General features: G+C 63.3%; 17 protein-coding genes. 9 read left to right on the forward strand and 8 right to left on the reverse strand.

What is annotated here, in order from left to right; all coding sequences use genetic code 11:
* Positions 1-31: 31 nt before the first annotated feature.
* The gene (locus KMZ68_RS14240; protein WP_215601903.1) at positions 32-289 is read right to left on the reverse strand and encodes a hypothetical protein; all 258 of its coding nucleotides are present in this window, start codon (positions 287-289) and stop codon (positions 32-34) included.
* Positions 290-372: 83 nt separating this feature from the next.
* Positions 373-759: a hypothetical protein gene (locus tag KMZ68_RS14245; protein WP_215611938.1), complete on the reverse strand. Its 387-nt coding sequence runs from the start codon at positions 757-759 to the stop codon at positions 373-375.
* A gap of 222 nt (positions 760-981) precedes the next feature.
* Between KMZ68_RS14245 and KMZ68_RS14250 the strand changes: the two genes are divergently transcribed.
* From KMZ68_RS14250 to KMZ68_RS14260, 3 genes are all read left to right on the forward strand, one after another.
* Positions 982-1,572, forward strand: a complete 591-nt coding sequence (locus KMZ68_RS14250) for a formyltransferase family protein (RefSeq protein WP_215611939.1) — start codon at positions 982-984, stop codon at positions 1,570-1,572.
* A gap of 171 nt (positions 1,573-1,743) precedes the next feature.
* Positions 1,744-2,097, forward strand: a complete 354-nt coding sequence (locus tag KMZ68_RS14255; RefSeq protein WP_215611940.1) for a hypothetical protein — start codon at positions 1,744-1,746, stop codon at positions 2,095-2,097.
* Positions 2,042-2,605 (forward strand): hypothetical protein, encoded by a 564-nt coding sequence (locus KMZ68_RS14260; RefSeq protein WP_215611941.1) that lies wholly within the window; start codon positions 2,042-2,044, stop codon positions 2,603-2,605. Before KMZ68_RS14255 ends, KMZ68_RS14260 begins: the two co-directional genes overlap by 56 nt.
* 190 nt (positions 2,606-2,795) lie before the next feature.
* On the opposite strand, the gene KMZ68_RS14265 is transcribed toward KMZ68_RS14260, so the two are convergent.
* A complete protein-coding gene (locus KMZ68_RS14265; RefSeq protein WP_215611942.1) occupies positions 2,796-3,005 on the reverse strand; it encodes a hypothetical protein in 210 nt (69 codons plus the stop codon).
* Between the two features lie 14 nt (positions 3,006-3,019).
* Positions 3,020-3,418: a RidA family protein gene (locus KMZ68_RS14270; RefSeq protein WP_215611943.1), complete on the reverse strand. Its 399-nt coding sequence runs from the start codon at positions 3,416-3,418 to the stop codon at positions 3,020-3,022.
* Between the two features lie 198 nt (positions 3,419-3,616).
* Between KMZ68_RS14270 and KMZ68_RS14275 the strand changes: the two genes are divergently transcribed.
* Positions 3,617-4,492, forward strand: coding sequence for a DMT family transporter (locus KMZ68_RS14275; RefSeq protein ID WP_215611944.1), 876 nt, complete (start codon positions 3,617-3,619; stop codon positions 4,490-4,492).
* Between the two features lie 223 nt (positions 4,493-4,715).
* Positions 4,716-6,134, forward strand: coding sequence for a caspase family protein (locus KMZ68_RS14280; protein ID WP_215611945.1), 1,419 nt, complete (start codon positions 4,716-4,718; stop codon positions 6,132-6,134).
* A 58-nt stretch (positions 6,135-6,192) separates the two neighbouring features.
* Here KMZ68_RS14280 and KMZ68_RS14285 read toward each other — a convergent pair whose 3' ends face one another.
* The 3 genes from KMZ68_RS14285 to cysK are packed head-to-tail and all read right to left on the reverse strand — an operon-like array spanning position 6,193 to position 7,826.
* Positions 6,193-6,567, reverse strand: a complete 375-nt coding sequence (locus KMZ68_RS14285) for a hypothetical protein (RefSeq protein WP_249779359.1) — start codon at positions 6,565-6,567, stop codon at positions 6,193-6,195.
* A 37-nt stretch (positions 6,568-6,604) separates the two neighbouring features.
* Positions 6,605-6,844, reverse strand: coding sequence for a BrnA antitoxin family protein (locus KMZ68_RS14290; protein WP_215611946.1), 240 nt, complete (start codon positions 6,842-6,844; stop codon positions 6,605-6,607).
* Positions 6,845-6,848: 4 nt separating this feature from the next.
* Positions 6,849-7,826 carry a cysteine synthase A gene (gene cysK / locus KMZ68_RS14295; RefSeq protein WP_215611947.1) on the reverse strand — a complete coding sequence of 326 codons (978 nt, stop codon included), beginning with the start codon at positions 7,824-7,826 and terminating at the stop codon, positions 6,849-6,851.
* 260 nt (positions 7,827-8,086) lie between these two features.
* Here cysK and KMZ68_RS14300 point away from each other — a divergent pair, with 260 nt between their 5' ends.
* Entirely contained in the window at positions 8,087-8,302 is a 216-nt protein-coding gene (locus KMZ68_RS14300) for a hypothetical protein (protein ID WP_215611948.1), read from the forward strand.
* Positions 8,303-8,375: 73 nt separating this feature from the next.
* Here KMZ68_RS14300 and tgt read toward each other — a convergent pair whose 3' ends face one another.
* Positions 8,376-9,509, reverse strand: coding sequence for a tRNA guanosine(34) transglycosylase Tgt (gene tgt, locus KMZ68_RS14305; protein WP_215611949.1), 1,134 nt, complete (start codon positions 9,507-9,509; stop codon positions 8,376-8,378).
* A 324-nt stretch (positions 9,510-9,833) separates the two neighbouring features.
* Between tgt and KMZ68_RS14310 the strand changes: the two genes are divergently transcribed.
* The 3 genes from KMZ68_RS14310 to KMZ68_RS14320 all read left to right on the forward strand — a co-directional run bounded on the left by KMZ68_RS14310 (position 9,834) and on the right by KMZ68_RS14320 (position 13,334).
* Positions 9,834-10,871, forward strand: coding sequence for an aspartate-semialdehyde dehydrogenase (locus KMZ68_RS14310; protein WP_215611950.1), 1,038 nt, complete (start codon positions 9,834-9,836; stop codon positions 10,869-10,871).
* 712 nt (positions 10,872-11,583) lie between these two features.
* Positions 11,584-11,988, forward strand: a complete 405-nt coding sequence (locus KMZ68_RS14315; protein ID WP_215611951.1) for a DUF1127 domain-containing protein — start codon at positions 11,584-11,586, stop codon at positions 11,986-11,988.
* 218 nt (positions 11,989-12,206) lie between these two features.
* Complete coding sequence (locus tag KMZ68_RS14320) at positions 12,207-13,334, forward strand: hypothetical protein (RefSeq protein ID WP_215611952.1); 1,128 nt, start codon at positions 12,207-12,209, stop codon at positions 13,332-13,334.
* Positions 13,335-13,762: the final 428 nt, after the last annotated feature.

The following is a 13,762-nucleotide window of genomic DNA, read 5'->3' on the forward strand; positions in this document are numbered from 1 at the left end:
GGCGTTGCGGACCTCACGGTGGAATCGCTCTTTACCCCTGCCCGTCCTCCAGCCCGTACTCCCGATAGATCGTCAGCGGATCGCGGTCGGGAAACAATCGGCATTTCGCCTGCGCCAGATGCAGGTTCACGCTGCCGGGCTGGCAACCCGCGGCCAGCAGCTTCTTGACATCTTCCATGTGGGCGCGCGGCTGGTTGACCGGCGGCAGCTGTTCCAGCGCGACCAGCGCCGTGGCCAAGGCTTCCGTGACAACCCATTCGTCGTGTCCGGTAATTCCCTTTTTCGGCATCTGGACAGCCTCGCTTCAAGGTGCAGACCGGTTTTGATCGCGGCTCTGTGGCTGAATTGCGGAGTGCCCGCCGACCGCGCCGGCTACCGCTTATCGAACGGAATATATTGCTGGTACTCCTTCGGCACCTGGCTGCGATAGCGCGAGGGGACGGTGCCTTGGTCGATCGACCTGTCGATCTCCTGCTGCCTGGTTTCCTTCTTTGCGGCCTTCTTCTTGGTCTTGGCCGGTTCGGTCGTCGTCGCATCCTTTGAGGCGGCAGCCGGTGGCGTGGTCGATGCCGCGGGCGGCGTCGTCGTTGTGGCCGCGGGCGCCGGTGTCGTCGTTGCGGCAGGCGGTGGCGTTGTTGCGGCCGCCGGTGCTGTCGTCGTCGCCCCCGTGCCGCTGCCGGATGAGGTCTGGGCCAGCACCACACCGGCCGGCAAGGATGCGAAAGCAATCAGTACTGCGACAAGGGAAGCTCTTTGCATGGAAAAAACTCCAACATTGACCCGGCCCGCAATGCAATCAGCGTAATCCCGCGGCGTTGCGCGGTGCAAGCCGCCTGCGAATGATGTTTTTGTGAGGAGTTGGGCAATCCGTCGGGATCCCCCGGCCTGTTGATAACCCGACCGTCCCGATGCGGGCGGGGTGACAGTGGGCTGCGACGTGTTATCGACGGGGCGCCTTTGCAAAGGACGGAACGGAACACCATGCGGATTACCCTCGTCGGCTCCCGCCATTTCGGCGTCACGACCCTGAACATGCTGCGCCAGCACGGCGTCGATATCGTCAGGGTGGTGGTCGCCGATGCCGAGGACCGGCTTGCCGCCGCCGCCAAGGCGGCGGGGATCGAGGTCATCGTGCAGGCCGATCCCAGGCTCGTGGTCGCCTCGGAGATCGCAGCGGGTACCGACCTGATCGTGACCGCGCACAGCCACGCCCGCATCGGCGAGGACGCGCTGGCCGCGGCCAGGTTCGGCGGCATCGGCTACCACCCCTCGCTGCTGCCGCGGCACCGCGGCATCGCCGCGGTCGAATGGACCATCCGGGAAGGCGATCCGATCGCCGGCGGCACCGTCTACCATCTCGCCGACCGCATGGACGCCGGTGCGATCGCCGCGCAGGAATGGTGCTTCGTCAAAAAGGGCGAAACGGCGCGCGAATTGTGGGAACGCGCCCTGGCGCCGCTCGGCCAGAAGCTGCTGGCCGAGGTCATCGACTACGCCAAGGCCCACCACGCCCTGCCGGCCAAACCGCAGGACGAGCAGTTCGCGACCAACGCCCCGAATCTACCAAAGTAATATTTTACCGGCAACGGTGGCCATTCGGAACAAATTCCGCTCCCGCAGCGGAATAAATCCGTCCATTAACCATCTGATATAATTGGTAATTTTTTCACTATCGCGATGCAGCAAATTTTGAACACATTGTACGTGAATAAGCCGCTCATCACACACACGGGGATTTGATTTATGCGCCACAATCGCATTCGCGCCGCTTTTTTCGCCTTCGCCGCTGCAGGCGCCCTCGGCGCCGCTCCGGCCACGGCCGCCGACAACTCATATGACGGGCTCTGGAATGTCACGGTTGTGACCAAGAGCGGCAGCTGCGAGCCGAGCACCAGCTCCACCCTGACCGTGTCGGACGGCAAGGTCTCCGCCGGTGGCGCGCCCGCCGGAACCGTCGGCCGCGAGGGTCTTGTGCGAGTCTCGATCAATGGTGCATATGCCAACGGCCAGCTCAGCGGCAAGACCGGATCGGGGAAGTGGAATGGGGCATCCGCGGGTGTACCGTGCAGCGGTCGCTGGGAAGCATCGCGGCAATAAGCCGAACCCAACAACGGAATTCTTCGCGCTCACGCGACGGCTGACATTCGCAGCCGTCGCGTTTTTCTTGGTGGCAGCGTCCGGCTCCGCCGGCTATGCGCAGTCCGGGCCGTTCGCCGGGATGGCCGGCAACTGGTCCGGCGGCGGCACCATCACGCTGGACGACGGATCGACCGAGCGTATCAGGTGCCGCGCCAGCTATGCCGTCGGCGCCGGCGGCAACGGTCTCAACCAGTCCCTGACCTGCGCCAGCGACAGCTACAAATTCAATCTCGCCAGCAACGTCATCGCCCAGGCCGGCACGCTGTCCGGGACCTGGAGCGAAAGCATTCGCAATGTCAGCGGCAACCTCGACGGCCGCGGTGGCGGCGGCAATTTTCAGGTCATGGCCAGCGGCCCCGGATTCACCGCGAGCATTGCGTTGACGACGCGCGGCAACAAGCAATCCGTCGTGATCCGCTCCCAGGGCACGTTCCGGGTGACATCGATTTCGCTGTCCCGCAGATAGCCTTGCCTCGCCGCGATCGGCCCAGCCAGAGCCATTTCCACCTCAGATGCTCCATCCTTCGAGACGCATCGCGGAGCCTGTCATCGGGCGCGCATTCGCGCGACCCGTTGGCGATGCTCCTCAGGATGAGGTCTCAGTCCCTCATGGTGAGGAGCGCGTCTTCGCGCGTCTCGAACCATGAGGCCCAGATCTAGCTGGTCTTGCCGCCTTTGGGCACCACCAGCCGGGCGGCGGTTTCCTTCATGGTCTTTGCGATCAGCAGGGCCTGTTCCTTGTTCATCGCGAAATCCTGAACGCCCTTATGCGTCGTCAGCGAAAGCACCATGATATCGGGCTGCTGCTCGGGCCAGCCGGTGGCGAAGGCCGTCACATAGTCTGCGGATGTGGATCGCTTTGTCATCTTGGGATTTTCCTTCAAGCCTTCGGTACGAATGCGGTGACTTCGATCTCGACCTTGGCGCGCTCATCGACCAGGCCCGAGATGTAGAGCAGCGTCGAGGGCGGGAAATTTCGCCCGAGCGTCTCCTTCCAGGCCGCGCCGATTCCCGCTCCCGCAGCCTGGTATTCCTCGCGGCTGGTCAGGTACCAGGTCAGCCGGACGATATGCTCGGGTCCCGCGCCGGCCTCGCCGAGCAGCTTGACGATGCGTCGCAACGCCGTGCCGACCTGCGCGGCCATGTCGGGCGCATAGTCGCCCTTCTCGTCGCCACCGGTCTGGCCGGCCAGCACGATCCATCGGCCCGGACCATCGACGGCGACGCCGTGCGAAAAGCCGCGTGGCTTCGACCATTCGGCCGGTTGCAAGGTGAGCATGAAGAGTTCCCCCGGAATTGATTTCACCCGCTCCTTAGCACCGTTTATGCGGGCTCTCCCACCCCCGATTTCGGCGCCGCGCATCACTGCATCGGCATATTTGCGCGTTGCATATTCGCCAGATGTCGCCGATACCGGCCTGCCCTCACCGTCTCTATGCGCCGCGCGCCGCGCGGGATGCCTGGCAATCACATAACGATGGACCGAACCCCTTCCATACCAAGGGCCGCGCTGTGGATGGCCGGATGGCTCGCTTTGATGCTGATCGTGGCGGTGGCCGGCCGCGAGACGACGCGCGAACTGAACGTGTTCCAGATCATGGAGGTGCGCTCGGTCCTCGGCTTCCTGATGCTGTACCCGCTGATCCGCCGCGCCGGCGGCTTTGCGGCCATGAAGACGTCGCGGCCGCTGCAGCATGTCGCGCGCAATCTCATTCACTACGGCGCGCAGCTCGGCTGGTTCTTCGCGCTGACGCTGATTCCGCTCGGTCAGGTGGTGTCGATCGAATTCACCATGCCGATCTGGACCGCGATTCTCGCCGCGGCCTTTCTCGGCGAGCGCATGACGGTGTGGAAGGTGGCCGCCATCGTGCTCGGGATCGTCGGCGTCATCGTCATCGTGCGGCCCTCGACCGGCGAGATCAATCCGGGCCAGTTGATCGCGCTCGCCGCGGCGGTCGGATTCGGCATCTCCATCGCCATGGTCAAGTCGCTGACCCGCACCGAAAATACCCTCGCCATCATCTTCTGGATGCTGGCGGTGCAGTCGGCGGCCGGATTCTTGCCGTCGATCCATGTCTGGATTTGGCCGTCGGCCTGGGCCTGGGGCTGGATCGTGGTGATCGCATTCTGCGGCACGTTCTCACATTACTGCATGGCGCGCGCGATGCTGCACGCCGATGCGACGGTCGTGATCCCGATGGATTTCCTGCGGGTGCCGCTTTCCGCCGCCGCCGGCTGGCTGATCTATTCGGAGCGGCTCGACATGTTCACCGTGCTCGGCGCCTCGCTGATCCTCGCCGGCAATCTGTTGAACCTGAAAGCGCCAGCATCGGTTGCCGCGCGCGCAACCTGAGCGGTTCAGCGCCGGCCGGTGCTTTTTTCGGACCGCTCGCGCCGGATTGTGATCTAGATCACGCAAGCGCGGATGCCGGCTTGCTACCGTTGATTCCGCCGGACGACCATCGCCGAAAATTGGGCAAGGGCTCAATTTTTTGTGGCACGAAGCATGGTCTTTTCGTGTAAACTTGCACGGCGCGTCGCTGCCTGAGACGCCCGATTCCACTGGGGGATTTTTGATGCGCTACCTCACCCTGATTCTTTCCCTGATTTGCATGGTATTCGCCGCCCAGTCGGCCAAGGCCGACCGGCGTGTCGCCTTTGTCGTCGGCAACGGCGTCTACAAAAATGTCCAGCCGCTGCCGAATCCCGCGATCGACGCCAAGTCGATGGCGAGCGTGCTCCGCAATGTCGGCTTCGAGGTTGTCGAAGGCACCAATCTGACCCGCGACAAGATGACCGAGCGGCTGCTCGAGTTCGGCAAGAAGGCGCAAGGCGCCGACGTCGCGGTGTTCTTCTATGCCGGCCACGGCATCGCCATCAGCGGCACCAACTATCTGTTGCCGATCGACGCCGACATCAAATCGGAAATGGACGTCAAGCTCGGCGCCGCCATCAATATCGACCTGACGCTCGAACAGACCATGGGCGACGCCAAGGTCAAGCTGGTGTTCCTCGACGCCTGCCGCGACAACCCGTTTGCCGCCAAGATCAAGTCGAATGCCGCGACCCGCAGCGTCAACGTGCAGACCGGTCTTGCGGAAATGAAATCCGGCGAAGGCACGCTGATCGCATTCGCAACCGGTCCCGGGCAAACCGCGCTCGACGGCAAGGAAGGCACCAACAGCCCGTTCACCCGTGCGCTGATCGCCAACATCACGACACCCGGCGTCGAGATCCAGCAGGCGATGACCAAGGTCCGCGCCCAGGTCAACGAGGAAACCAACAAGGGCCAACTGCCCTGGGGACACACCAACCTGATCGGCGCGGTCTATTTGAACGGGGCTGCGGCGCCGGCGGCCACGGCCGCGGCTTCGTCGGCGCCCGCTGCCGTTGCCTCCTCCGGCAATTCGGACGTCGAAGTCGAGTTCTGGCGCTCGGTGCGGGAATCGAACAAGCCCGAAGAGCTCAACGCCTACCTGAGCAGCTATCCGAATGGTCAATTCCGGTCGCTGGCGCTGGCGCGGATCGCCTCCCTGAAGGACAGTTCATCGACGGCGACCCGCAACCTCACCGCCGGCATCGATCCCGCAACGTTCAAGGACGAAGCCAATCAGACCACCGAAGACCAGATCGGCCTCGACAAGGGCCAGCGCCGCGACGTGCAGCGCCGGCTCAACGGTCTCGGCTTCGACACCAAGGTGACCGGCAAGTTCGACGACTCGACCCGCGCGGTGATCACGCGCTGGCAGGCCGCCCGCGGCTATCCCAAGAGCGGCTACCTCAACAGGTTGCAGCACAAGGCGCTGCTGACGGAAATCGTCGCCGCGGTGCCGACCGCCTCCAGCGATTCCGATGAGAAGCCGGTCCGCCGCGCGCAGCCGCAGCGGAGCAGCGGAGGCAGCGCCCCCGCCCCGCAGCGTAGCGGCGGCGATCCCGGTGCAGCCTTCGTCGGCGGCGTGGTCGGCGGCATGGTGGGCGGCATGTTCCGTCGCTGATCGTCCGGTCCAGGGCCATCACATCAACCAGCAAAAAGCCCGGCTCGTGCCAGGCTTTTTAGTTCACGGCTCGCGGCAATCTCGTGCACTCGGCGTGCCCTTCCCGCAGCTTCACCATCTTGTCGCCGCCGCCCGACGTCAGCCGGCACATCTGCACTTCCTTGCCGGCCGGAACCGGCTTGGCGCAGGTAATCTGCGGATTGTTGTTGTACTTGGTGGTCTGGAACCTGCAGGTCACGATGCAGGAGGCGTCGCCGGCGAGCGAATTCGTCAGCGTGATGCTGGCGATCTCGTCACCCGGCAAGATCACGCAGGAGAACGGCACCGGTTCGGCCAGCGCCGGCGCCGTCAGCAGGCCGGGCCCTAGCAGGCCAAGTCCGAGCCACAGCGCGACGAGCGGAACCGGTTGTCGGTCGGCCGGGCGCCGGCGCATGGTCGCTTTCCGAGCAGGCGTCGCGGCAAAGCGCAGCCTATTTGCCCGCGGCCTTTCGCAAGGCGTCATTGATGCGATCCTGCCAGCCCGGTCCATCCTCCTGGAAGTGCTCGAGCACGTCCTGATCGATCCGCAGCGACACCAGTTCCTTCACTCCCGGAAGCGCGGCCCTCTTCGGCGGCGCCTCCGGAACCTTGGTGGTGGTCTTCTTGAACGCCGCCTCCGCCTCGGTGCGTGCGTCGTTTAGGGTTCGCGGCCGTCTCGGCTGATCCGCCATGGCGCTATATCCCCTCGAACAGCGCCGTCGACAGATAGCGCTCGGAGAATGACGGCACGATCGCAAGAATGGTCTTGCCCGCGTTCTCCGGCCGCTTGGCGATTTGCAGCGCGGCTGCGATCGCCGCGCCGGAGGAAATGCCGCCGGGAATGCCCTCGTTGCGCGCCAGCGCGCGCGAGGTCTCGATCGCGGTCGCGCTGTTGATCTTTATGATCTCGTCGATCACGGAGCGGTCCAGGATGTCGGGAATGAATCCGGCGCCGATGCCCTGGATCTTGTGCGGGGTGTGCTGTCCGCCCGACAGCACCGGACTTTCCTCCGGCTCCACCGCGACCACCCGCAAGCCGGGCTTGCGCGGCTTCAGCACCTGCCCGACGCCGGTGATGGTGCCGCCGGTGCCGACGCCGGCGACGAAGAAGTCGATATTGCCGCCGGTGTCGTTCCAGATTTCCTCCGCCGTAGTGCGGCGGTGAATCTCGGGGTTGGCGAGGTTCTTGAATTGCTGCGGCATCACCGCGTTCGGCGTCGTGCGCACCAGTTCTTCGGCGGTGGCGATCGAGCCCTTCATGCCCTGGGCGGCCGGCGTCAGCACGATCTCGGCGCCGAGGAAGGCCAGCATCTTGCGGCGCTCGATCGACATCGATTCCGGCATCACCAGTTTCAGCCGGTAGCCGCGCGAGGCGGCGACGAAGGCGAGCGCGATCCCGGTATTGCCCGACGTCGGCTCGATCAGCACGGTGTCGGCGTTGATCAGGCCGGCCTTCTCCATCGCGATGACCATCGCCGCCCCGATGCGGTCCTTCACGCTCGCCGCCGGGTTGAAATACTCCAGCTTGGCGAGGATGGTGGCGTGCGCGCCATGGGCTTGCGGCAGTTTGCGCAGACGAACGATCGGCGTGTCGCCGACCGCATCGACGATCGAGTCGAAAACCCGGCCCCGGCCGGGACGGTGCACTGCACTCGTGGCTGACGAGGCGTCCATGGCAAACTCCTGTGCAAGCAATGTGTATGAAGATAGAAGCTGTTCCCTCATTAGGGTGAGCTTGAGGCGGCATGCAAGCCGGAACTGGCTGCGCCAGAGTTTCGCTGCATTGCAAAACAGAAGCGCGGCCAAACAGCATAAAACCAACGCATTTCTGTTGCGACATCGTCAAACAGATCGGTATATGCTAAAGTCTAATTTGAGAGTGCAGCAATCTAATTTCAGAGCGCCCAAGAGGTCCAGATCGCAAGGAGGTCACGATGCCAGCAGTCGCTGAATTCCTGCCGACCGTCGCGTCCAACCCCGCCCCGCGCGGCTGTGATTTACCGAGCTGCCCTGTCTGCGCCGATTCCATGGTGGCCGCCGAAGCTTCCGCCTACCTGTCGGACCACGTCATCAGCTATCTCTGGACCTGCGACACCTGCGGCTACGGCTTCGTCACCAGGCATTCGGTCAAGAGGTTTGCCTGTAACTAGGGCCTTGTTTGACGCGTTCGCTTGACGCGGACCGGGTCCCACCTCGCTCGAAGACTTTCTATGCGCTCACCTTTCAGCGCGGCGCGATGTCGCCGCGCGCCCAATCGGCGCGGGTGCGCTGACGAAACTCCTCGAACGTTCCCTTCGCGATCGCGTCCCTGATGTCCTGCATCAGGCGCTGGTAATAGGCGACGTTGATTTCCGACAACAGCATAGCGCCCAAGGTTTCGCCCGACTTCACGAGATGATGCAAATAGGCGCGCGCGCAATCGCGCGTCGACGGCCACTCGCTTTCCTCATCCAGCGGCCGCGGATCGTCGGCGTGGCGGGCGTTGCGCAGATTGACCTGGCCGAACCGCGTGAACGCCACGCCGTGGCGGCCGTTGCGGGTCGGCATCACGCAGTCGAACATGTCGATGCCGCGCGCGACCGCCTCCAGCATGTCTTCGGGGGTGCCGACGCCCATCAGATAGCGCGGCCGCCCCTCGGGCAGGATCGGCGCTACCTCCTCGATCATGGCAAGCATCACCGCCTGCGGTTCGCCGACCGCGAGGCCGCCGATCGCATAGCCGTGGAATCCGATCTCGACCAGGCCGCGTGCGCTGGTATGGCGAAGTTCGGGCACGTCGCCGCCCTGCGCGATGCCGAACAGCATGTAGCCGGGCGCAGCACTCTCGAAGGCGCGCTTGCTGCGCTCGGCCCAGCGCAGCGACAGCTGCATGGCGCGTTCGATGTCGGCGCGTTCGGCCGGCAGCCGCACGCATTCGTCCATCTGCATGGCGATATCGGAGCCGAGCAGCCGCTGCACCTCGATCGAGCGTTCCGGCGACAATTCGACCTTGGCGCCATCGAGATGCGAGCGGAAGGTCACGGCGTTTTCCGTGACCTTGCGCAGCTCGGACAGCGACATCACCTGGAAGCCGCCGGAATCGGTCAGCATGGGGCCATTCCAGCCGGTGAAGCGCTGCAATCCGCCCAGCGCGGCGATGCGCTCGGCGCCCGGCCGCAGCATCAGATGATAAGTGTTGCCGAGCACGATGTCGGCGCCGGCGTCGCGCACCTCGCGCCAGTGGATCCCCTTCATGGCGCCCGCGGTGCCGACCGGCATGAACGCCGGCGTCCGCACCACGCCGTGCGGCGTGGTCAGCCTGCCGGTGCGCGCGGCGCCGTCGGTCGCGATGAGGTCGAAGTGATTGGCAAGGCTCATGCGTCAGCTTATGGCGTGACAGGGACGCCCTGTTCAACCTCGTTGCATCAGATTTTCGGTGCGAAAGGCGTTGACGCCGTCAGAAATCTCCCGCATAAGCCCGCCCCATGACGACCACCACCAAACGCACCGCGAAAACCACCAAGCCCTGCCGGGCTTCGGGAGACGTGCGCACGTAGGTACACCACCGCATCATCTTGAACCGAAGCCCCGCCTGAAAAGGACCGGGGCTTTTTTATTGCCTGGAGCATGCCCCGGAAAAGTGGGCACCGGTTTTCCCAGCGACAAACGCGAAGCGTTTGCGCGGAGGGCATGCTCAAATAAATGGAGATACATGTGAAGAACGAACCCGTTGTTGCCATTGTCGGCGTGACCGGCGCCGTCGGCGCCGAATTCATCGCCACCATGGACAAGCGCGCATTTCCGGTTCGCCGGCTGAAGGCGCTGGCGAGCGCCCGCTCGGCCGGCAAGACCGTCGACTTCCGCGGGCAGAAGATCCTGATCGAGGAGCTCAACGAACGCTCCTTCGACGGCGTCGACATCGCGCTGTTCTCGGCCGGCGGCGGCATTTCCAGGAAGTTCGCGCCGATCGCGGTCAAGGCCGGCGCCGTCGTGGTCGACAATTCGTCGGCGTTCCGGATGGATCCCGACGTGCCGCTGGTGATCCCCGAGATCAACGCTATCAGGATTCGCGACCACAAAGGCATCATCGCCAATCCGAACTGCTCGGCGATTACAGCGCTGGTGCCGCTGTGGCCGATCCACAAGGCGAACCGCATCAAGCGCGTGATCCTGTCGACCTATCAGGCCGCCAGCGGAGCCGGCGCGGCAGCGATGGAGGAACTGCTGGAATCGACCCGCGCCAGCCTCGACGGGCGGCCCTTCACGCCCAAGGTGATCCCGCATCCCTACGCCTTCAACGTGTTCAGCCACAACACGGCTGTTGATCCCGAGACCGGCTACAACGACGAAGAGACCAAGGTCATCAAGGAGACGCGAAAGATTTTCGAAGACGACCGCATGGCCATCGGCGTGACCTGCGTGCGGGTGCCGGTGCTGCGCGCCCATTGCGAGGCGATCACCTTCGAATGCGAGAAACCGATCACCGAGCAGGAAGTGCGCGAGATCCTGTCGGGCGCGCCCGGCGTGAGGATCGTGGACGACCGGCAGAAGAACTACTTCCCGATGCCGATCGACGCGTCGGGCCAGGACGACGTCCTGGTCGGCCGCATCCGCAAGGATCTCAGCGACCCCAGTGGCCACTCGATCTCGATGTTCGTATCCGCAGACCAGCTGCTCAAGGGCGCCGCACTGAATGCGGTCCAGATCGCGGAACTGCTGCCGCAGCGCGTGACGGCGTGAGGTGCTGACTTAAAAAGTAGCCAATGAAATAGGCTTCTCAAGCAAAGGTCGTCATGCCCGGCCAAAAGCGCGAAGCGCGTCTTCGCGCTAGATGTGCCGGGCATCCACGCCTTAGCTGCATCTAGGCAAGTAAGACGTGGATGGCCGGGACGAAGCCCGGCCATGACGGAAAGTGAATCGTTTTCAACTGCTTGGAAAGAGTCTGAAAATATTGACTGCTTTTTCGGTCAGACTCTTAGGGCGTGAACTCATCAGTCCATGGCGTTGACGGATGTCCGTTTTGCTGAGCATTGCGGACTCTCGTCGGGCACGGCGGGAGTTCCGCTTAGTGCCAATTCCGGACCTGCCCGACGTTCCATTCCCTCCAAAGACGCAGGAAGCGATAAAGAAAGCTCGCAGGAACTGCCTCGCCAGATCCTCTGACCATATGACCCCGAGGGAGACTTCGAGTCAGCTCAGGAGAGCTCGCCTTGAGGATGTGAGCAACGCCAGCCACATCCCTTGATCTTGCGCGATGTCCGTGGTATCTGCGTCTCATGATTAGATCAGTGCGCATCGTCAGCCGTCAACACACGTCCCGCGTTTGCTGGGCCGTGGAAGGAGTCGTGCGCTAGGAATTCGACGACGCGATCTTTTCACCAGGCCCCGCCGGCATCGGACGGGGCCTTTTGTTTGGCCACGCTCCCTGCCGGCGCAACAGCAGGAGCATCCGATGCCACCCCAACAGACGAACCTCACATCCGAGATCGGGCGCGATGCCGCAGGGCTCGGCCCCGACCTCTCCATCGCGTTGGTGAAAGACGCGATGGGCGAAGCTTTGGCAGCGGCGCGCCCCGATGCGTCCATCGTGGCGCTGAGAGACGCCTTGTCGGAAAAGGAAGCGGCTGGACCACCGGCCGCATCGACGCGGAGCGTCTTGAGCTTGCTCAAGGGATATTGGCGTGCGTTTCAGGAGCAGCGTCAACGCCATAGGTTACGAGCCAGCTTGCACGACCTGAGTGACAGGGAGTTGAAGGACATCGGCGTGACGCGTGATGAGATCGCCGCTCACCGAGCCATCGATAGGCTCAGAGATGGCACGACGCATCTATGGATACTGTACCGCGGTGTGATGTAACTGATGCAAGGCACCGCCAATTCTACACAAAGCAGTCCGTGGGGCGGATCAGCGAAGCGTGATCCGCCACTCGCCGGCAGCGCGCCCGTCACCTCCGGTTCGCGCCCAATAGCGGACATTGCATCGGATTTGGGGGCTTTGGCCTCGCCAAGCGGCGCGTTCGTTGTCTACGATCCGATGAGTGGTATCCGGTGAAACACAGGCATTGCGAGATTGCCATGGAGACAAGAAGTCATACCGCTGCGCCCGCGGCAGCGCTCGCGCTCGGACTTTTGTTCACGCCGGCGGTTTCCATCGCCATCGGCAATCTCGGCTTGATGTCCCCTGCCATGGCGCAGCCGGGCGCACTGACAAAAAAGCAATCGGACGCGCTCAATACCTACGACAACACACTGAAAAACTTCGAGTCGATCCTGGGCCAGCGGCGCGCGCAGATCAACGCAAGACAAGGGCTGCCGAACTTGCCGGGACAGGCTCTCTATCTTGCACGCAACGGCATGATGAGCGCCTACAAGGACCTCACCGACGTGCTTCCGTCCAGGATCGGACGGCCCAACAAATTCGGAATCCCTCCGGCGTACTTTGACGCCGGCAACGAGCCCTTGATCGACGAGTACAGGAAGCTTTTCGACCACATGGAAGCGCCGCCCGGCAACGCGCAGAAATCAGATACGCCGTTCAAGGACGTTGTCGATCTGGCAATGGTCATTGCGCGAGCCAAGGGCCTCGATGCGGCGAATGCCGAAGCCGCAGGCCGTATCGCCCTGGGGCTGTTCTTTGCCGAGACGAATGGCCATCAGAACGTGGGGAATGCGCGCTCGAACAAATACAAGGGAAGTTTTCAAACCGGCCCATCCGAAGATCAAAATGGCCGAAGGAAGTGGGCAGCAATAAAGCAATCGATCGCAGCCCTTGATCCCGCACTGAGCCTTCGCGACGACAAGGAAGAGGCGCGGGTTGACCATCTGGACCATCGGTTCAACCACTGGACCGCCGTGCGGGACGCCCTCATGAACGCACACGCGGATATTTTCCCGCAAGTTCCGGCAATCGTGAAGACGCTGCCAGGTCCGATCGATCAAATGAAGCTGTTTGAACTGATCCAGATCATTCCGACCCCGACCAGGTCCGCACTGAGGTCAGGCGACCTGCTCAGCTATCGAATTTCCGACCCGACGATCATGGGGTATCTGCGAAACAACAGCGTCTTCGCCTTCGGACAGGCCGACCGGGCACGAACATCCGCGACCTTCCTCGAAATTCTCGATGCGATGTGGCTTTTCAACGCCAAGTTTGAACGAGCGCTTTTTGAATTCGACGAGATCAAGAAGGGCTCAAGGGGTTGAAGTCGGCCGGCGCCAATCCGGCAGGGGCGAAAAAGCGCGCCCGGCAGGAGCGATATCTATTTGCTCTTAAAGAGGTTTTCTTGACCCATCCGCCCCAATCCGGCGCGCAATAGGTTTTCAGCCGTTCATGGTTCATAATTCCTGCTGGAATTCGTCCAGGGCCGCCACGCCGTCATGAGGCGCGAACAGATCATCGCTCCGGGGGAAAGCAGGGATTGCTGTCGCTAGCGAGAAAATTCACCGGGTCAGGCTTTGGCGTCCGGCACCGCCGCCGCACCATCATCGCCGCGATGGCCGCATTGGCGCTTTTGCCCATCGAGGTCAGCGATGCCGGCTGGCTGTCGGATGTCTTCAAAAGCTCGGCAAAGCCCGGTAAATCGCCCAAGCATCATTCCTCGCCAAAGCACGCCACCTCGCCAAGGCGAGCC

The organism is Bradyrhizobium sediminis (assembly GCF_018736105.1).
Lineage (GTDB): Bacteria > Pseudomonadota > Alphaproteobacteria > Rhizobiales > Xanthobacteraceae > Bradyrhizobium.

Coding starts and splice junctions, on each gene's coding strand:
- KMZ68_RS14275 (WP_215611944.1), top strand. CDS start 3,617: ATGGACCGAACCCCTTCCATACCAAGGGCCGCGCTGTGGATGGCCGGA.
- KMZ68_RS14255 (WP_215611940.1), top strand. CDS start 1,744: ATGCGCCACAATCGCATTCGCGCCGCTTTTTTCGCCTTCGCCGCTGCA.
- KMZ68_RS14310 (WP_215611950.1), top strand. CDS start 9,834: ATGGAGATACATGTGAAGAACGAACCCGTTGTTGCCATTGTCGGCGTG.
- KMZ68_RS14300 (WP_215611948.1), top strand. CDS start 8,087: ATGCCAGCAGTCGCTGAATTCCTGCCGACCGTCGCGTCCAACCCCGCC.
- KMZ68_RS14285 (WP_249779359.1), bottom strand. CDS start 6,567: ATGCGCCGGCGCCCGGCCGACCGACAACCGGTTCCGCTCGTCGCGCTG.
- KMZ68_RS14240 (WP_215601903.1), bottom strand. CDS start 289: ATGCCGAAAAAGGGAATTACCGGACACGACGAATGGGTTGTCACGGAA.
- KMZ68_RS14250 (WP_215611939.1), top strand. CDS start 982: ATGCGGATTACCCTCGTCGGCTCCCGCCATTTCGGCGTCACGACCCTG.
- KMZ68_RS14280 (WP_215611945.1), top strand. CDS start 4,716: ATGCGCTACCTCACCCTGATTCTTTCCCTGATTTGCATGGTATTCGCC.
- KMZ68_RS14315 (WP_215611951.1), top strand. CDS start 11,584: ATGCCACCCCAACAGACGAACCTCACATCCGAGATCGGGCGCGATGCC.
- KMZ68_RS14265 (WP_215611942.1), bottom strand. CDS start 3,005: ATGACAAAGCGATCCACATCCGCAGACTATGTGACGGCCTTCGCCACC.
- KMZ68_RS14270 (WP_215611943.1), bottom strand. CDS start 3,418: ATGCTCACCTTGCAACCGGCCGAATGGTCGAAGCCACGCGGCTTTTCG.
- tgt (WP_215611949.1), bottom strand. CDS start 9,509: ATGAGCCTTGCCAATCACTTCGACCTCATCGCGACCGACGGCGCCGCG.
- KMZ68_RS14245 (WP_215611938.1), bottom strand. CDS start 759: ATGCAAAGAGCTTCCCTTGTCGCAGTACTGATTGCTTTCGCATCCTTG.
- KMZ68_RS14260 (WP_215611941.1), top strand. CDS start 2,042: ATGGGGCATCCGCGGGTGTACCGTGCAGCGGTCGCTGGGAAGCATCGC.
- cysK (WP_215611947.1), bottom strand. CDS start 7,826: ATGGACGCCTCGTCAGCCACGAGTGCAGTGCACCGTCCCGGCCGGGGC.
- KMZ68_RS14320 (WP_215611952.1), top strand. CDS start 12,207: ATGGAGACAAGAAGTCATACCGCTGCGCCCGCGGCAGCGCTCGCGCTC.
- KMZ68_RS14290 (WP_215611946.1), bottom strand. CDS start 6,844: ATGGCGGATCAGCCGAGACGGCCGCGAACCCTAAACGACGCACGCACC.